Below are 16417 nucleotides of genomic sequence, written 5' to 3'. Positions count from 1 at the left end.
GACTGTTCCGGCTGCGTCCGCTGTGCGATGCTCCGTCCACCCGTTCTGCCGGAGTCCCCGAGCATGGCCATGCGCTGGATCGAGATCGTCGCGCCGAAGGAGCACCTCGACGCGGTCAGGAAAAAGGTCGGCAATGCCGAGGTTCACGACTGGTGGACGCTGGAGCATCCCGAGCGATCGGTGGTCCGGGTGGTGCTCGAGGGCAAGCACGTCGAGGACCTGCTCGAGGCGCTGGAGCCGCTATGCGACGGCGACGACGGCGGCAAGGGGCCGGTAGTGCGCGCGGTGGTCGGAAACGTCGATGCCATGCTGCCCAAGCCGGTCAAGGACGAGAACGGCGAGGTCGAAGAAACGAAGGGCAAGGGCAAGGACGAGGACTCGGACCGGGTCAGCCGCTTCGAGCTGGTCGAGCGGGTCGAGCGCGATGCGCGCTTCAACCGGCAGTACGTGTTCATGGTGGTGCTGTCGAGCATCGTCGCCGCGATCGGTCTGGTGCGCGGCAACGTCGCGGTGGTGGTCGGCGCCATGGTCATCGCGCCGCTGCTCGCGCCGAACATGGCGCTGGCCCTGGCGGCCACGCTGGCCGACTGGCGGATGGCCTGGACCGCCGTCAAGACGGGCATGTCCGGCGTCGCGATCGCGATGGTCCTCGGCGTGGCGCTGGGCTGGATGCTGCCGGTCGATTCGACCGTTCCGGAGATCGCGTCGAGAACATCGGTCGACGAACTCGACCTGCTGCTGGCGCTGGCCGCCGGCGCCGCCGGTGCGCTGGCGATCACCAGCGGTGTCTCGGGCGCGCTGGTCGGGGTCATGGTCGCGGTCGCCCTGCTGCCTCCGCTGCTGGTGATCGCGCTGCTGGCCGGGGCCGGTGAATGGCGAGGTGCGTCGGGCGCGATGCTGCTCTACAGCGTCAACGTCGCCTCCGTGAACCTCGCCGGCATCACCGTGTTCCTGGCGCGTGGCATCACGCCGCGCACCTGGTGGGAAAAGCGCCGGGCCCAGCGCGCGGCCTGGTGGGGCATGGGCTTCTGGGTCGGCGCGCTGGTGCTGCTGGTCGTCGGCCTGGTGGTCTACAACCGGGGCTGAGCCGGATCGCTCAGTCGTCGAGATTCGGGCCGTAGGCATACTCGCCGCCGGCCTCCAGCGCTCGTCGATAGGCCGGTCGTGCATGGATTCGCTTCAGCCACGCATCGACCTGCGGGTACTGGCCCTGGCGGACCGTGCGCGATCGGGCGGCTTCGAGCGGAAAGCTCATCTGGATGTCCGCGGCCCCGATCGCCTCGCCGGAGAACCATTCGTGGTCGGTCAGGTACTCGTTGACCCAGCTGAAATGGGTTTCGATCTGCGGGTCGGTGAACGTGTTGTCGACCTGGTCGGCGATCTTGCTGCTGATCGGCCGGATCAGGAACGGCACCGGCGGCTCGCGCAGGCGGGAGAAGACCAGCTTGAGCAGCAGCGGCGGCATCAGCGACGCCTCGGCGTAGTGCAGCCAGTAATTGAAGTTCCAGTAGCCCGGGTCGTCGATCGTCGGCGCCCACTCGCCGTTGCCGTAGGTGCGGGCCAGGTACTCGACGATCACCGCCGACTCGGCGATGGTCCGGTCGCCGTCGACGATCACCGGCGACTTGCCGAGCGGGTGAACGTCCTTCAATTCCGGCGGCGCGAGCCGGGTTTCGGGGTCGCGCTCGTAGTAGTGGATCTCGTACTCGGTGTTCAGCTCTTCCAGCAGCCACAGCACGCGCTGGGAGCGCGAGTCTTCGAGGTGGTGGACGGTGATCATGGCACGGCTCCGATGGGCGTTCCGATCAGTATAGGTGCCTGCCCCTGAGATGACGGGCGCGAAGACGCGAAGACGCGAAGGCGCGAAGAGACAGGCAGCAAACCGAAGAAGAAAGTCGCTGGACCCCGGCTCAAGGCCGGGGCGACGGGGCAGGTCACCATCTGCCTGTTGGAGGCCGCTTGCGGGCGAAGGGTTTGGCGGACCCCCTTAGGCGGATTCGCCCCGAAGTGCCCTGACGCGTCGGTCCAGCTCGAAGACGTGTTCATCGACTTCGTCGCGTTCGCGCAAGGCGTCGGCGAGGCGGTGGAGATAGTCGGCGTTGGGGCCGGACGGGCCTTCCGAGGTGGCGATGTGTCGGGCCATCTCGTCGATCGGCGCAGGGCCGAGCCACGCGGGATTGCCTTCCTCGGCCACATAGATCACCCCCTCCGTGGTCGAAACCTCGTGGTCGAGCATCTCCATCGGAAGTCGGTAGCGGGCATAGCCGTTCTTCTCCCGGTGGTCGAGATGGTCGAACACCTCGTGAGACACCCGGTAGGCCACGCCGCGGCACCGAGTGCCGGGCGATCGGACCAGCGTCAGCACGCGGCCCGGCGATTCGGGCGTGCCGCGGTGGTCGTGGGACCCCTGCCAGAAGCGGCGCGCCCAGCCGTCGATGCGCGCCTCGGCCCGGTCGAGGATCGGAAAGTCCACCTTGTAGATCAAGGATCCGTAGCCGAACACCCAGGCGCGGTCGCCGTCCGTGTCGCTGACTGTGCCATGCATTGGCGCAGGCTAGCACCGCTGGTACGATCCGGACATGAGCGAACGCAGCACGGCCCCGGGTCGAAGCGCCGAACGGTGGCAGGTTGCCGGGTTGGTCCTGTGGCGCGGCGGCCTGGCTTTCGTCGCGGCCTACGCGTTCTACACCGGGGCCTGGCAGCTCCTTCGCCGTCTCGACTGGCCGCCCCAGCTGACGATCGGCAGCTCGATCGCGCTGGGCGGCTTCGCGCTCCTGATGGCCTCGCTGGTGCTCGAGCGCCGCGCGGCGGCGCGGCGCGAGGGCGACCTGCTCGACGACCGGGTACGAGGCGGCGATGACTGACGTCCTGCGGATCACCGGCTTCCTGATGATGGTGATCGGCGGCCTGCTGGTCGCCAGCTGGTTCGTCGAGCCGCTGCGCCAACTGTGGCCGCTGCTGCTCGACCTGCCCCTGCCGATCCGCATCGGCCTGGGCGTGGCCGGTGCCGGACTGCTGGTCGTGCTCGCGACCGTGGTCCACGACCGGATCAACGCCGACCCCGATTCCCTTCGTGAACACACCGGCACCGACGACGGAGACCCCTGATGATCCTGGTGACCACCGAAACCGTTCCCGGCCGCTCGATCGAACGGGCCGTCGGCCTCGTCCGCGGCAACACGGTCCGCGCCAAGCACCTGGGCCGCGACATCGTCGCCGCGCTGCGCAACCTGGTCGGCGGCGAGATCAGCGAGTACAGCGAACTGATGACCGAAGCGCGCAACGAGGCGACCAATCGGATGATCGAACAGGCCGAAGCCAGCGGCGCCGACGCCGTGGTCGGCATCCGCTTCATCACCGCCCAGATCGGCGCCGGCTCGGCCGAACTCGTCGCCTACGGCACCGCCGTCAAGCTCCGGCCGAAGGAGTAGGGTTTCGATCGTTGATCCCGGCCCCGGCCATTCGACGATGGGCGCGAAGCGGAGAAGGAGCGAAGAACGCAAGAACTGCAGAAAGCAGTTGAATGCAAGAAAGGCAGTTCTCTCGCAGAGACGCGGAGACGCAGAGTACTTCGAATCGAATGCGGTTCGAGGACGCCGTTCGAAGCTAGTATTGTCCCGTTCACTCGTTAAAGGGTTTGACCGATCGCTTTCTCATCGGGCTTTCTCTGCGGCTCTGCGCCTCTGCGAGAAAACGCTTTTCGGGTTTCCAGCGAAGATCATCTTGCGCCCTTCGCTCCTTCTCCTCTTCGCGCCCCTCATCTGCGAGTAACGGCCCCGGCACCCGGTCACGCCAAGTTGCCGCAGAAACTCCCGTGCCCCACAATGCCGCCTGGTTTCTCGTTCCGGAAAGGATTCCCATGCGTCGACTCCCGTCCCTGCTTACGCTCTCACTGCTGGTCCTCGCGAGCCACGCGCTTGCTGCCGATGCCGACGACTGGCACGCGTACATCGACGCCGAGACCGAGCGGCTCTACGACGACGTTGTCGAGTGGCGTCGCCACTTCCACCGCAACCCCGAGCTGTCGAACCGGGAATTCGAGACGTCTGCCTACATCGCCGAGTTCCTGCGCGAGCTGGACATGGAGGTCACCACCGGCGTTGCCCACACCGGCGTGGTCGGGGTGCTGCGCGGCGGACAGCCGGGCCCGGTCGTCGGATTGCGCGCCGACATGGACGGGCTGCCCGTGCCGTCGCGGGTCGGTCTGCCGTTTTCGCCCGACGTGACCGGCGAGTACCTCGGCGAGGAGGTGCCGGTGTCGCATGCCTGCGGCCATGACACCCACATGGCCATGCTGATGGGTGTGGCCGAGATGATGGCGGCGCGCCGCGAAGAGCTGCCCGGCACGATCAAGTTCATCTTCCAGCCGGCCGAGGAGGGCACGCCGCCCGGTGAGGAGGGCGGTGCCGAGTTGATGGTGGCCGAAGGCGTGATGAACGATCCGGACATCGAGGTGGTGTTCGGCCAGCACATCTGGTCGCCCGCGCCGGCCGGCATGATCGGCTACCGGCCCGGCGGCATGCTGGCCGCCTCCGACTAGTTCACGATCACGATCAACGGGAAGCAGACCCACGGGTCGACGCCGTGGACCGGGGTCGACCCGATCGCCGTGGCCGCGCAGGTGGTGATCGGCCTGAACCTGATCGTCAGCCGACAGACCGAGCTGACCAACGAAGCGGCGGTGATCTCCGTCGGTCGCGTCCGGGCCGGCGTTCGCAACAACATCATCCCCGAGTCGGCCGAACTCATCGGCACGATCCGCACGCTGGACACGGGCATGCAGGAGAAGATCCACGCCGACATCCGTCGCACCGTCGAACACATCGCGCTGAGTTTCGGGGCCACCGCCGAGGTCGACATCGAGCGCGGCTATCCGGTGACCGTCAACGACCCGGCGCTGACCGAGGCCATGCGGCCGACGCTCGACCGGGTCGGCGGCGACCGGGTTCGCGTCGTCGACGCCATCACCGGTGCCGAGGACTTTTCCTTCTACGCGCGGGAGGTGCCGGGCCTGTTCCTGATGATCGGCGGCGCGCCGAGTCACCTCGCGCCCAACGAAGTCGCGCCGCACCATACGCCCGATTTCCAGATCGAGGAATCGGCGATGAAGACCGGCGTCCGCGCCCTGGCCAACCTGGCCATCGACTACATGCTGGCCGCCGAAGACTGAGCTGTCACCGGATGTCGGGGGGGCTGTCAGGCTCGTGCAGGTCGCCCTTTCAGGCTTCGGGGCGAATTGGAAAAGCGTTTTTCTCGCAGGGACGCGAAGTCGCAGAGGAAAAGCGAAGGCGAGAAGGGGATTGTCTGTAGGAAGCGACCTTGTCCGCGAACTTCACCCTAGGTAGCTCGTTCGCCTGCAGGCAGCCTCCCACAGGCCCTCTGCCCGTCGTCCCAAACTTGATTTGGGACCCAGTGTCTTTGTTTTCGCCTTTTTAGGGGATGCATGCAACGGCGCGGAGGGGCGAAGAACCGCGAAGAGCAGCAGAATCAAGCCAGAACGGAAAAGCGCTATCTCGCAGAGACGCAGAAACGCGGAGGAAAGTCCTGGAAACGAAAGGCTCCAGGCGCGGAGGGGGTCGGTGCCGATTGGCGTTTCGATTCACGGTACCGGCGATTGATTAATGTAATTGCAGTTCTCTGCGGCTTTGCGCCTCTGCGAGAAAACCCCTTTTTGTTCTCGTCCGAACAACCCCTTGTTTCTCGGCCGCCTTATGGTGACAAAAGCAGAACGGGCGCCCGAGGGCGCCCGTCGTTTCGCGGTCTCCTGAAGACACTCAGGCGAAGCGGAAGAAGCGCAGCGCGCGGCGCAGGATGTAGATCGCCTGCGGCGGCAGCTCGGCCGCATCCACGGTCTCGCCGTTCCAGGTCACCTGGCCACTGAACTCCGGGCCGTCGCCGTCGCGCCGGACCTGGAGGTTCTCCAGCACCAGCGTGTTGATCACCGGGTTGCCGTCGGCGTCGGTGCTCTCGGACTCGAGCAGGCCGTCGTAGGTCGTGACCAGTTCATCGAGATCGCGGTAGCGGCTTCGGACCATCTGGCCGTTGATCGTGCGGCCGTCGGCGTTCGGCTGGAAGCCGTCGAATTCGGCGGTGGTCAGGCTCTCGCTGCCGCCGATCTCCAGCGTGCCCTGGGTCGTGATCACCAGCGTGCCGCCGGCGTCGTCGGTCAGGGTCACGTCGCGCTGAACGTCGACGGCCGCCTGCGCATTGGCGGCGACAGCGAGAAGGAAGGCGAGCAGCATCGGTCGGGAAAAGCGGTTCATCGGAAACTCCTTGTGCGTTGGTTTGGTGGTCATCCGGTTGGGTGCTTCGACGCGGGGGCAACCGCGTCACCTGCATCAACGCGGGGTCGAGCCGATCGGTTGACAGGCAGGGGTGGGGGATCCGGTTCATCGCTCCGGTCTGCGGCGGGGTTCGCGCGCAAGCGGCAGCTCCTACCTGTAGGAGCTAGCCTCGCTCGCGAAGGGCGGGAATTCGCTGAACCTTTCGCCTGCAAGGCAGGCTCCTACAGGGTGTGGGAATCCGGCGGCGGGTTCGCGCGCGAGCGCCCTCCCGCAGGAACTGCTTCCGTCACCGTCGTCCCAAACTTGATGGCATCGCTGCTTCGCAGCTCAGCGAGCTCGCGATGATTCCGCTCGGTTCGGGACCCAGTGTCTTTGGGTGACGTTCACTGGACGATGAGCGCGAAGGCGCGAAGAGAATAGCGAAGAGCCTTGCAGCAAGGGAAAGTCGCTGGGCCCCGGCTCAAGGCCGGGGCGACGGGGTGGATGATCGTCTGCCTGTTGGAGGCTGCTTGCGGGCGAATGGCGATGAGAGACTGCAACGGCAGACCTATCGCCTGTAGGAGCGAGCCTCGCTCGCGAAGGGCGGGGCTCATTCGCCGCGGATCAGCGCGGCGCGCTCGTCGGGATCGGCGTTGATCAGGGCGCGCGCCAGGGCGGCGCGTTCCGGATCGCCGAGGTCGCGCATGCGCAGCATCAGGCGACGACGGTCGCGCCGGTCCAGCGATTCCCAGAGGTCGCGCAACTCGAGCCGCTCGCCGGCGGTGAGGAGGCGCTGCCACTGTCGTTCGCCGGCGCGCCGTTCGGCCTGCATGCCGAGGAGAAAGGCTCGCCGCTGCTCGGCGTCCATGCGCTCCCAGCGATCGCGCAGGGCCGCGCGCTGCTCCGGCGGAAGCGATTCCAGGCGTCGCCGGGCCTCGCGCAGGCGCTGCTGCTGCTCCGGCCCCATCGCGCGAAGCCGCTCGGCGCGCTCGCGCGCCTGCTCCCGCTCTTCCGGGCTCATCGCCTGCCAGCGCTCGAGTCGCCGGCGGACCGCGTCGCGCTCTTCCGACGTCATCGAGGCCCAGCGTTCGGCGTTGTCCAGCAGTTCGGCCTTCTTCTCGTCGGGCAGGTCGTTCCAGCGGTCCGACCACGGCGCGAGCAGCGCCTGCTGGCCTTCATCCAGGTCCTTCCACTCCTGCGCCGAAGCCAGCGGCGATGCAAGCACGATCGTGGCCACGAAGGCAGCCAGCATCAGCCCGGCGCCGAGTCGCGCCAGGAGCCGGACCTCGGGCGCTGGATCGGCGCGTCGAGTGGTCACGCGGGGGCGGGAAATCGTCCTTGTCTTCATCACGACTGCTCCGGCTCGCCGGCGTCCTGGGTCGCCAGCCAGGCGTAGAACTCGAGATCGTCGCCGAGCAGTTCGAACTCGTCGGATGCCAGCAATTCGAGGTCGGTGGTTTCCGGCATCGGCGCCGGACGATCCGGGCTCGAGCTCAGCAGCACGGCGGCCAGGGCGACGACCGCGACGCTGGCCGCGATCGGTAGCATCGTGGTCCATCGCGCCCGGGCGGCCGACGGGGCTTGCGGGCGAGCCCGGAGCGCGGCCTGGTGCGCCGCGGCCAGTCGATCCGCGTGCCGATCGGCCACGTCGGCGGCCTCCCGGTCCAGGCTCGTCCGGATCGAATCGGTCCAGTCATCGGCGTGTCGCGGACGGTCGTTCATTGCTCGTTCTCCAGCAGTTCGCGCAGTTTCGCCTGCGCGCGGAAATAATGCGTCTTGATCGATCCTGCCGTCACGCCGAGCGCTTCGGCGGTCTCACGCACGTCCAGGCCCTCCCAGGCGCGCAGCAGGAACACCTGGCGCTGGCGATGCGGCAGTGCGGCCAGGGCTCGATCGAGCCGCCCGGCGAACTGTTCGTGCACCGCGTGCGCCTCCGGGCTCGGCGCCACCGCCGGATCGGCCGTGGCGCGGTCGACGGGATCCAGCGTGTCGCCGTCCTCGTCGACCTTCCTGCTCGACCACCACCACTTGCCGCGTCGCGTGCGGGTCCGGTGGACGTCGATGATCCGGTTGTCGAGGATCCGATGGAACAGCGGTCGGCGTTCCTCGGCGGGGCGATCGGAATAGCGGCGGACGAAGGCGATCATCGCGTCCTGCACCGCGTCCAGCGCGTCGGCCTCGTTGCCCAGCGCCAGCCGGGCGATGACGACCGCACGCGCCTGGACCTCGTGCAGGAAGGCGTCCAGCGACTGAACCCCCGAGTGTGCCTCCGCGTTCGCATCATCGGTGGGCGTTGCCGCGCGCTCGCCCGCCATCGACGCCCCGTCGGCCAGTGCGAGTTCGTTGTTCATGCGGTCGTCAACGCTCATCGGGCCGGATTGGTTGACGCGGCCGGGGTTGACGCGGCCCGAAACCGAACGCGCCCGGCAGGGCCGGGCGCGCGCGCAGAGTCGCTCATGCGGTCCGGCTCAGCCGGCGCGGCGGAGCACCAGCACGCCGAGGCCGGCGACCAGCGCCAGCATCGCCAGCAGGCCTGCGCGGCTCAAGGTCGGCACCTCGGTGGCTTCCGGCAGCACCTGGCCGCGCTGGACGAAGCTGATGAAGCGTGCGCTGACGCTCCCGATCTCGGTCTCGACCAGGGTGCCGGTGCGGTCCATCTCGTGCACGCCGCCGCCGTTGGTGACCAGCAGGTTGCCGTTGCCCAGTTCGTACACGCCGCGGTAGCCGCCCAGCGTCGGGTCGTCGAGCACGTTCAGCACCGTGCCGGCGGCGTCGAACTCGATGATGCCTTCCTGGCCGCCGCTGAAGTTGGCAACGAAGTAGCCGCCGCCGGCGCGCGGTGCCATCTGCTCGGGAAAGGTGTCGACCGGGGCGAAATCGCCGAGGTAGCTGCCGGCCAGGTCGAACTCGTGGATCGCGTCGCTGGTGATCGAGGGCGCGAAGATCGTCGAGCCCTCGATCAGCACGTCGAAGGGGCTGTCCATGCCGCCGGCGGCGGGAGCGACGCGGTTGCCGATCGAGTTGCCCGCCGGATCGAACTCGGCGATCGCGTCGGCGTTGGCGCCGCTGGCTGTCGAGACCAGCAGATTGCCGTTGGCCGGGTCGATCTCCATCCCGCGCACGTTGTCGAGGATCGAGTTGTCGATGCCGCCGGCCGGCGCGAACAGGCCCAGCGGTGCACCGGTCAGGTCGTAGGCGAACACGCCGTCCTCGAGCTGGTCGCTGACCAGGAAGGTGTCCTGGGCGTCGTTCAGCAACACCTCGATCGGGGTCGACAGGTTGGTCGGGTCGGCCGGGATGAAGTCGGCATCGATCAGCGTGCCGTCGAACGGGTCGAAGGCCATCACGCGGTCGTTGGTCGACTCGGGCACCAGCAATACGCCCTGGTCGAGCAGCGTGCCGCGCTGGGCACCGCGCACCGCGGGTTCATTCGGCGTGGTCGAGGGCGTGGCGTGCTCGAGGCCGGCGGCCTCCAGGTCGGTCGGGCTCTGGGCGACTGCACCGCTGCTGGCCAGCCCCATTGCGATGCTCGTGGCAAGGCCGAGCGAAAGTACGAAGTCGGTCTTCATGCGGTGTCCCTCCGGTTCATTGGCGTCCCTGGAGCCACTATACCGGTTGGCAAGGCGCTATTCGGATCCGAACAGGTTCTGGCGATCGACCGTGGTCCGGCCCAGGTGCTCGACGAGCAGGGCGCGGAGTTCCTCGTCCAGGGCCGGCATTTCGGTGCGCAGGTGGGACCGGAAGGCCTCGGCGGCGGGCGTGGCGGCCGTGTCGCTGCGCTGGACCAGGTGCCAGTGCACCGGCGCCGGAAAATGCGGGACCGCGGGAAGCGCCAGGAGGCCGGCCTCGAGTTCGAGGCGGACCGCATGCAGGGAGATCACGGCCAGGCCGTGGCCGGCACGAACGGCGTGCTTGATCGCCTCGTTGCTGCCCAGTTCGAGTTCGGGCGCGAGTTCGGCCTCGAAGCGGGCCAGCCATTCCTCGGTCCACAGGCGCGTGCCCGAGCCCTGCTCGCGGACCACGAAGCGGGCGCCCGCGACGTCGCGGAAGTCGATTCGCCGGCGGCGCGTCCACGGGTGGTCCGGTGCGGCGATCATCACCAGGGGGTTGGCGCCGATTCGCTCGGTGCGCACGTCGCGATCGGTCGGCGGCCGGGTCATCAGGTAGCCGTCGTCCAGGCCCTGGTCCAGCCGCTCGAGCAGCCGGTCGCGAGGCAGGATGCGCAGGCTGGCCTCGATGCCGGGATGGGCCTGGCGGAACCTGCCCAGCAGGCCGGGAAGCATGTACTCGGCGGTCGATACCGCCGCGATCCGGAGCCGGCCGCGCTCGATGCCGCCCCGCGCGGCGAGCCGTTGCTCCAGCCGTCGCAGTTCGTCGTCGATCCGGCGCGCCGCTTCGACCGCGTCCCGGCCGGCGCCGGTGAGCCGGAGCTTGCGGCCGACCACCTGGTACAGCGGCAACCCCAACTGCTCGGTCAACTGGCGCAGCTGGACCGACAGGGTCGGCGCGGTCAGGTGAAGCTTGCGCGCGGCCGCGGCGATCGAACCCTGCTCGGCGACGGTGCGCAGGATGTGCAGCTGGTGGAACGTGACGCGCACGGCGGGCCTCCCGGCAGGTGCGATCGAACATAGATAAAAATCTATGCATAGGGGAAAACATCTTCACTTTACCCTACATTCCCCATTTCCTAGAATCCCGGCCCGTTCAGCCTGCGTTCGGGTCGGCTCGGCTACAAGGGACGGATCACGCGGACGGTTGCATCGAACGAGCGCATCGAACGAGCGCATCGAACGAGCGCATCGAACCGGTGCATCGAACCAGGCTCCGCTACGAACCAGAGGATCATTCCATGTCAGCACGCATGAGCGAGTCCCGGGCCACCCGCGCCCCGGGCACCAACGCCGAGCGCATCCCGGTCGCCCTGGCCGAGGGCGACGGCATCGGGCCCGAGATCACCGCGGCGGTGTGCGCCGTGCTCGACGCGGCCGGTGCGCGCGTCGCGTTCCAGCCGATCACGGTCGGGGAGCAGTGCTTCCTCGACGGCGTGACCTCGGGCATTCCGCAGGACGCCTGGGACGCCATCCGCGAGCATCGCGTGCTGCTGAAGGGGCCGATCACCACGCCCCAGGGCGGCGGCTACAAGAGCCTGAACGTGACCCTGCGCAAGGCGCTGGGCCTGTTCGCCAACGTCCGCCCCTGCCGCGCCTGGCACCCCTGGGTCGACACGCGGCACCCGGACATGGACCTGGTGATCGTTCGCGAGAACGAGGAAGACACCTACGCCGGCATCGAGCACCGCCAGACGCCGGAAGTCACCCAGTGCCTCAAGCTGATTTCCGAACCGGGCAGCGAGCGGCTGATCCGCTATGCCTTCGAGCTGGCGAAGTCGCAGGGTCGCGACACGGTCCACTGCCTGACCAAGGACAACATCATGAAGGTCACCGATGGTCTGTTCCATCGCACCTTCGACCGGATCGCCGCCGACTATCCCGGTATCGACGCGAAGCACATGATCATCGACATCGGCACCGCCCTGCTGGCCGACCGGCCGGAGATGTTCGACGTGGTCGTCGCGCCGAACCTCTACGGCGACATCGTCTCCGACGTCGCCGCGCAGATCACCGGCTCCGTGGGCCTCGGCGGTTCGGCCAACATCGGCGAGGGCTTCGCGATGTTCGAGGCCGTGCACGGTTCGGCGCCGGACATCGCCGGCCAGGACGTCGCCAACCCGTCGGGCCTGCTGCTGGCCGCGATCGAGATGCTGCGCTACCTCGGCGACACCTCGACCGCCGAGACCATCCACAACGCATGGCTGGCCACCCTGGCCGACGGCCTGCACACCGCCGACCTGTACCGCGAAGGCCGCAGCCGGCGCAAGCTCGGCACCCGGGCGTTCGGCGAGGCGGTGATCGACCGACTCGGCACGCGTCCCGACGGCGACGTGCGGAAAGGGAAGGGCGCCACGCAGGGCGCGCTGCCGCGGGCCGAGGACAGCTGGCCGCGCGCGGAGGCACGCCCCGACAAGGTGCTGCACGGCGTCGACGTGTTCCTGGACTGGGACACCAACGACCGCAACCCGGACGTGCTCGGTCGTCGGCTCGAAACGCTGGCCGAAGGCACCGCGTTCGATCTGGTGATCGTCACCAATCGCGGGGTCAAGGTCTACCCGGACGGCATTCCCGAAACGCGCTGCACGGACCACTGGCGCTGCCGCTTCCGCACGCCGGACGGCGACGGCGTGGGCCACCGCGAGATCCTCGACCTGCTGGCGAAGTTCGAAGCCGCCGGCCTGGACTTCATCAAGACCGAGAACCTCTACACCTTCGACGGCGAACGTGGTTACTCGATGGGCCAGGGGGAGTAGGCACAGCGGCCAGATTCCCCTGTGGGAGCGAGCTTGCGAGCGAATGCCGAGAATGTCGCCAGAGCCCTCGCCTGCAGGCAGGCACACACAGGCCCAAGGGACTGGGCCCAGGGGGTGTTGAATCGATTCGCTCGCAAGCTCACTCCCACAGGCCTGCCACCGGGTAGCGGCGCCGGATGCGCGGGAGCAAACGGCATCGGAGAACGAAAAAGGCCACCGCGGGAAGCCCGGCGGTGGCCTTGCAGGGTCTGGCGCGCCTGGCAGGAGTCGAACCTGCGACCTCTGCCTTCGGAGGGCAGCACTCTATCCAGCTGAGCTACAGGCGCGTAGCCGCGTATTGTACCCGAGATCGGACCGAGGTCCACGTGCGATATCCTGCCGGCTCGACCCGCCGAGCGCTCCTGCCATGTCCGACACCCAAACGACCACCCTGAGGGCCGCGACCCCCGCCGACATCGGGCTGCTGCTGGAATTGATCCGCGAGCTGGCCGTCTACGAGAAGGAGCCGGACGCCGCCAAGGCCACGCCCGACCTGCTGCACGACGGCCTGTTCGGAGCCGATCCGAAGGCCGAGGCGGTCATCGCCGAACACGCGGGCGAGCCGGCCGGCTTCGCCCTGTTCTTCCACAACTACTCGACCTGGACCGGCAAGCCGGGGCTCTACCTGGAGGACCTGTTCGTGCGCGAGGCCCTGCGCGGCGAGGGCATCGGCAAGGCGCTGCTGCTCCACCTGGTCGGCATCGCCCACGAACGCGGTTGCGCGCGGATGGAGTGGAGCGTGCTCGACTGGAACCGCACCGCCATCGACTTCTATCGATCGCTCGGCGCCCGCCCGCAGTCCGAATGGACCGTCTACCGCCTCGACCAGGCGGCGCTGGATCGGCTGGCCGGATAGCGCCGGTCCGCCGGGGCCGCGCGAGGGTCGATCGCCGGATCCAGAGCTTCACGCGCAAGCGCCCTCCAACGGGCGGGTCATCCCCCCCCCGTCTCGTCGCCCCGGCCCCCGAGCCGGGGCCCAGCGACTTTTCTTTTCCACCGAATCTCTCCGTTCTCTTCGCGGCTTCGCGTCCATCAGTGGAAGATCAAAACCAAAGACACTGGGTCCCAAATCAAGTTTGGGACGACGGCGGGGAGGAAGTCACTGGGTCCCAAATCCAGTTTGGGACGACGGCGGGGTGGAAGTCACCGGGTCCTAAACCGAGCGGCATCATCGCGAGCTCGCTGAGCTGCGAAGCAGCGAGGCCATCGAGATTTGGACGACGTCGGTTGAAAGACACTGGGTCCCAAATCGAGTTCGGGACGACGGGTATGAAGCCTGTGGGAGCCTGCCTGCAGGCGATTGGATTGCCCTGAGCAACGTTCGCGGGCAAGGCCCGCTCCCACAGACGATCTGTTTCTGGCTTCAGGTTTTTCCCCTGCGGGTCCGCGCCTCTGCGAGAAATTGCCTTTCGCCTTTCGCCTCTCCGGTTCCGGCTTCAGGCCAGCAGCGCTTCGCCGCCCTCGAGCCGGCGGCGCAGGACGCTGTTGCGGGGGAAATGCTGGACGAGGAAGTCCATCTGGTCGGCCAGGATGCGGCGGCCCTGCAGGTAGACGTACTCGGCGTGGGTCGGTACGAAGGGGATGGCCAGCAGCTGCATCCCGGCCTGCTCCGGTGTCAGCGAGCCCTTGTGGTTGTTGCAGCGCTTGCACGCGGTCACGACATTGGCCCAGGTGTCCTCGCCCTTCTGGGCCAGCGGCTTCACGTGATCGCGCGAGAGCATGAAGTCGGGAAACTTGTCGCCGCAGTACAGGCAGAGGTTCTGGTCGCGGCGGAACAGCGCGCGGTTCGAAAGCGGCGGGGTGTAGCGGTGGTAGAAGTTCTTGCCGGCGGGGTGGGCGCCGTGGGTGGCGAGGATGGCGTTGACCGGGATCTCGGTGCGGCGGCCGGTGATGGCGTTGATGCCGCCGTGGAGCTTGTACAGCACCGAGCCGAGCGCATAGCTCACCTGCTCGAGACAGATCAGCTTGACCGCATCCTGATAGCCGATCCACTCCAGCGGCATGCCCGCGACGTCGGTCCTCAGAACCTGTTGCGTGAGGTTCAACATCTTGGGCCTAACGTTCCGTGTGTCCACCACATGTTGTGGCACCGTGAACAAGCCTGTGGCTATATTTGCCTTATTCCGCGGACATTTGCAAGCCCCGTTCGATGACGATTCGTTGAAACTCGAAGCGCCCGACCGTATCCAAGGACGCAGGCTGCCGATTCGAGCCGTAGACGAACCCATCCGCGAGGACCGACCCGACATGCATTCCAACGCCCGCCTGCCGGCCCTGCTTTCCGCCCTGCTACTGGTGCTGTTCGGCCTGCCCGCGCGCGCTGCGCTGCCGGCCGCCGTGGACGGCGAGCCCCTGCCGTCGCTGGCGCCGATCCTCGACGAGGTCACCCCCGCGGTGGTCAATATCTCGACGGCCACGCGGGTCCAGGTGCGCCAGAGCCGCCTGTTCAACGACCCCTTCTTCCGCCGCTTCTTCGACATGCCCAGCGTGCCGCGCGAACGGGTTCAGCGGTCGCTCGGCTCGGGCGTGGTCGTGGATGCCGAGGCCGGGTTGATCCTGACCAACAACCACGTCATCGACGACGCCGACGACATCACCGTGACCCTGAACGACGGCCGCGAACTACGTGCCGAGTTCATCGGCGCCGACAAGGACACGGACCTGGCCGTGGTGCGGGTCGAGGCCGACGACCTGTCCGAGCTGCCTCTGTTCGACTCCGACCAGCTGCGCGTCGGCGATTTCGTGGTCGCCGTCGGCAACCCCTTCGGCCTGGGCCAGACCGTGACCTCGGGCATCGTTTCCGCGCTCGGCCGCAGCGGCCTGCGCGGGCTCGAATACCAGAACTTCATCCAGACCGACGCCTCGATCAACCCGGGCAATTCCGGCGGCGCGCTGATCAACCTCCGAGGCGAGCTGGTCGGCATCAACACCGCGATCTTCACGCCCTCGGGCGGCAACGTGGGCATCGGCTTCGCCATCCCCGCCAGCACCGCCGAGTACGTGATGGAGCAGCTGATCGAATACGGCGAGGTGCGGCGCGGCAGCCTGGGCGTCGAGGTGCAGGACTTCACCAGCGAACTGCGCGAGGCGCTCGATGCCGACGACGTGACCGGCGTGGTCGTCACCCGGGTCGACGAGGACTCGGCCGCCGACGAGGCCGGCCTGGAGCCCGGCGACGTGATCGTGCGCCTGGACCAGCGTCCGATCGGTTCCGTGCAGGTGCTGCGCAACGTCGAGGGCCTGCTGGGCGTGGGCCGCACAGTGGTGCTGGACTTCTGGCGCAACGGCCGCGAGCGCAGCACGCGCCTGGCCATCGTCGAGGACCTGGACGCGCGCATCTCCGGCCAGCGCCTCGACGACCGCCTCGACGGCGTGGCGCTGGTCCGCGTGCCCGAGCGTGTCCGCGTGCGCGGCGTGGTCGTCGAGGACGTCCGCCGCAACACCCCGGCCTGGCGCGCCGGCCTGCGCGAAGGCGACCTGATCGTCGCCGTGAATCGCGAAGTGGTCCGCAACCTCGGCGAATTCCGGCGAATGTTCCCGATCGGCCGCGACGAGGAACTCGCCCTGGAAATCCGCCGCCGGGGCGTGGCCTACCTGGTCGTGTTCGACGGCGAATGAGCCTGGCGCAGTAGAGCCGGAAAGCGAAAGGCGAAAAGCGTTCTCTCGCGAAGACGCGAAGGCGCAGAGGGAAGGCGAAAGCGGGAAACAACCTGTCTGTGGGAGCGGGCCTTGCCCGCGAACTTTGCGCAGG

The 16417-nt window shown here is 68.0% G+C and carries 18 protein-coding genes and 1 tRNA gene; 9 read left to right on the top strand and 10 right to left on the bottom strand.

Annotated features, from left to right (window positions below):
- Window positions 1-63 precede the first annotated feature (63 nt).
- On the top strand, window positions 64-1086 hold the full coding sequence (locus tag KUV67_05360) for a TIGR00341 family protein (protein MBY6204297.1): 1023 nt from the start codon (window positions 64-66) through the stop codon (window positions 1084-1086).
- Window positions 1087-1096: 10 nt separating this feature from the next.
- Here KUV67_05360 and KUV67_05355 read toward each other — a convergent pair whose 3' ends face one another.
- Both KUV67_05355 and KUV67_05350 read right to left on the bottom strand, forming a co-directional pair.
- Complete coding sequence (locus KUV67_05355) at window positions 1097-1780, bottom strand: glutathione S-transferase (protein ID MBY6204296.1); 684 nt, start codon at window positions 1778-1780, stop codon at window positions 1097-1099.
- 207 nt (window positions 1781-1987) lie between these two features.
- Window positions 1988-2545: a gamma-glutamylcyclotransferase gene (locus KUV67_05350; GenBank protein ID MBY6204295.1), complete on the bottom strand. Its 558-nt coding sequence runs from the start codon at window positions 2543-2545 to the stop codon at window positions 1988-1990.
- A 34-nt stretch (window positions 2546-2579) separates the two neighbouring features.
- Between KUV67_05350 and KUV67_05345 the strand changes: the two genes are divergently transcribed.
- From KUV67_05345 to KUV67_05325, 5 genes are all read left to right on the top strand, one after another.
- Window positions 2580-2864, top strand: coding sequence for a hypothetical protein (locus KUV67_05345; GenBank protein MBY6204294.1), 285 nt, complete (start codon window positions 2580-2582; stop codon window positions 2862-2864).
- Complete coding sequence (locus KUV67_05340; protein ID MBY6204293.1) at window positions 2857-3108, top strand: hypothetical protein; 252 nt, start codon at window positions 2857-2859, stop codon at window positions 3106-3108. The genes KUV67_05345 and KUV67_05340 overlap by 8 nt, the downstream gene beginning before the upstream one ends.
- Window positions 3108-3431, top strand: a complete 324-nt coding sequence (locus tag KUV67_05335) for a heavy metal-binding domain-containing protein (GenBank protein MBY6204292.1) — start codon at window positions 3108-3110, stop codon at window positions 3429-3431. The genes KUV67_05340 and KUV67_05335 overlap by 1 nt, the downstream gene beginning before the upstream one ends.
- A gap of 428 nt (window positions 3432-3859) precedes the next feature.
- Complete coding sequence (locus tag KUV67_05330) at window positions 3860-4540, top strand: amidohydrolase (protein ID MBY6204291.1); 681 nt, start codon at window positions 3860-3862, stop codon at window positions 4538-4540.
- Between the two features lie 69 nt (window positions 4541-4609).
- On the top strand, window positions 4610-5170 hold the full coding sequence (locus KUV67_05325) for a M20/M25/M40 family metallo-hydrolase (protein ID MBY6204290.1): 561 nt from the start codon (window positions 4610-4612) through the stop codon (window positions 5168-5170).
- A gap of 604 nt (window positions 5171-5774) precedes the next feature.
- On the opposite strand, the gene KUV67_05320 is transcribed toward KUV67_05325, so the two are convergent.
- The 6 genes from KUV67_05320 to KUV67_05295 form a co-directional block, all read right to left on the bottom strand.
- The gene (locus tag KUV67_05320) at window positions 5775-6263 is read right to left on the bottom strand and encodes a hypothetical protein (protein MBY6204289.1); all 489 of its coding nucleotides are present in this window, start codon (window positions 6261-6263) and stop codon (window positions 5775-5777) included.
- A gap of 610 nt (window positions 6264-6873) precedes the next feature.
- Window positions 6874-7611 carry a DUF3106 domain-containing protein gene (locus tag KUV67_05315; protein MBY6204288.1) on the bottom strand — a complete coding sequence of 246 codons (738 nt, stop codon included), beginning with the start codon at window positions 7609-7611 and terminating at the stop codon, window positions 6874-6876.
- The gene (locus tag KUV67_05310) at window positions 7611-7985 is read right to left on the bottom strand and encodes a hypothetical protein (protein MBY6204287.1); all 375 of its coding nucleotides are present in this window, start codon (window positions 7983-7985) and stop codon (window positions 7611-7613) included. The genes KUV67_05315 and KUV67_05310 overlap by 1 nt, the downstream gene beginning before the upstream one ends.
- Entirely contained in the window at window positions 7982-8632 is a 651-nt protein-coding gene (locus KUV67_05305) for an RNA polymerase sigma factor (GenBank protein MBY6204286.1), read from the bottom strand. Before KUV67_05305 ends, KUV67_05310 begins: the two co-directional genes overlap by 4 nt.
- A 99-nt stretch (window positions 8633-8731) precedes the next feature.
- Window positions 8732-9832, bottom strand: coding sequence for a hypothetical protein (locus KUV67_05300; GenBank protein MBY6204285.1), 1101 nt, complete (start codon window positions 9830-9832; stop codon window positions 8732-8734).
- 57 nt (window positions 9833-9889) lie between these two features.
- Window positions 9890-10861 (bottom strand): LysR family transcriptional regulator, encoded by a 972-nt coding sequence (locus KUV67_05295; protein MBY6204284.1) that lies wholly within the window; start codon window positions 10859-10861, stop codon window positions 9890-9892.
- 251 nt (window positions 10862-11112) lie between these two features.
- Between KUV67_05295 and KUV67_05290 the strand changes: the two genes are divergently transcribed.
- Window positions 11113-12627: an NADP-dependent isocitrate dehydrogenase gene (locus tag KUV67_05290; GenBank protein MBY6204283.1), complete on the top strand. Its 1515-nt coding sequence runs from the start codon at window positions 11113-11115 to the stop codon at window positions 12625-12627.
- 249 nt (window positions 12628-12876) lie between these two features.
- On the opposite strand, the gene KUV67_05285 is transcribed toward KUV67_05290, so the two are convergent.
- A tRNA-Arg gene (locus KUV67_05285) sits at window positions 12877-12953 on the bottom strand.
- An 80-nt stretch (window positions 12954-13033) separates the two neighbouring features.
- On the opposite strand from KUV67_05285, the gene KUV67_05280 reads away from it, so the two are divergent.
- On the top strand, window positions 13034-13522 hold the full coding sequence (locus tag KUV67_05280) for a GNAT family N-acetyltransferase (protein ID MBY6204282.1): 489 nt from the start codon (window positions 13034-13036) through the stop codon (window positions 13520-13522).
- A 580-nt stretch (window positions 13523-14102) separates the two neighbouring features.
- Here the strand turns inward: KUV67_05280 and KUV67_05275 are convergent.
- Window positions 14103-14663 carry an HNH endonuclease gene (locus KUV67_05275; protein ID MBY6204281.1) on the bottom strand — a complete coding sequence of 187 codons (561 nt, stop codon included), beginning with the start codon at window positions 14661-14663 and terminating at the stop codon, window positions 14103-14105.
- 250 nt (window positions 14664-14913) lie between these two features.
- Here KUV67_05275 and KUV67_05270 point away from each other — a divergent pair, with 250 nt between their 5' ends.
- Window positions 14914-16284, top strand: coding sequence for a Do family serine endopeptidase (locus KUV67_05270; GenBank protein MBY6204280.1), 1371 nt, complete (start codon window positions 14914-14916; stop codon window positions 16282-16284).
- Window positions 16285-16417 lie beyond the last annotated feature (133 nt).

The organism is Halomonas denitrificans, assembly GCA_019800895.1.
In the GTDB taxonomy this organism is placed as follows: domain Bacteria; phylum Pseudomonadota; class Gammaproteobacteria; order Xanthomonadales; family Wenzhouxiangellaceae.
This window is presented reverse-complemented; position numbering and strand designations above follow the sequence as displayed.

Excerpts from the sequence above, each read along its gene's own strand:
- KUV67_05335 (MBY6204292.1), top strand. The coding sequence starts at position 3,108 with ATGATCCTGGTGACCACCGAAACCGTTCCCGGCCGCTCGATCGAACGG.
- KUV67_05350 (MBY6204295.1), bottom strand. The coding sequence starts at position 2,545 with ATGCATGGCACAGTCAGCGACACGGACGGCGACCGCGCCTGGGTGTTC.
- KUV67_05355 (MBY6204296.1), bottom strand. The coding sequence starts at position 1,780 with ATGATCACCGTCCACCACCTCGAAGACTCGCGCTCCCAGCGCGTGCTG.
- KUV67_05345 (MBY6204294.1), top strand. The coding sequence starts at position 2,580 with ATGAGCGAACGCAGCACGGCCCCGGGTCGAAGCGCCGAACGGTGGCAG.
- KUV67_05320 (MBY6204289.1), bottom strand. The coding sequence starts at position 6,263 with ATGAACCGCTTTTCCCGACCGATGCTGCTCGCCTTCCTTCTCGCTGTC.
- KUV67_05300 (MBY6204285.1), bottom strand. The coding sequence starts at position 9,832 with ATGAAGACCGACTTCGTACTTTCGCTCGGCCTTGCCACGAGCATCGCA.
- KUV67_05305 (MBY6204286.1), bottom strand. The coding sequence starts at position 8,632 with ATGAGCGTTGACGACCGCATGAACAACGAACTCGCACTGGCCGACGGG.
- KUV67_05290 (MBY6204283.1), top strand. The coding sequence starts at position 11,113 with ATGTCAGCACGCATGAGCGAGTCCCGGGCCACCCGCGCCCCGGGCACC.
- KUV67_05340 (MBY6204293.1), top strand. The coding sequence starts at position 2,857 with ATGACTGACGTCCTGCGGATCACCGGCTTCCTGATGATGGTGATCGGC.
- KUV67_05360 (MBY6204297.1), top strand. The coding sequence starts at position 64 with ATGGCCATGCGCTGGATCGAGATCGTCGCGCCGAAGGAGCACCTCGAC.
- KUV67_05330 (MBY6204291.1), top strand. The coding sequence starts at position 3,860 with ATGCGTCGACTCCCGTCCCTGCTTACGCTCTCACTGCTGGTCCTCGCG.
- KUV67_05280 (MBY6204282.1), top strand. The coding sequence starts at position 13,034 with ATGTCCGACACCCAAACGACCACCCTGAGGGCCGCGACCCCCGCCGAC.
- KUV67_05315 (MBY6204288.1), bottom strand. The coding sequence starts at position 7,611 with ATGAAGACAAGGACGATTTCCCGCCCCCGCGTGACCACTCGACGCGCC.
- KUV67_05310 (MBY6204287.1), bottom strand. The coding sequence starts at position 7,985 with ATGAACGACCGTCCGCGACACGCCGATGACTGGACCGATTCGATCCGG.
- KUV67_05270 (MBY6204280.1), top strand. The coding sequence starts at position 14,914 with ATGCATTCCAACGCCCGCCTGCCGGCCCTGCTTTCCGCCCTGCTACTG.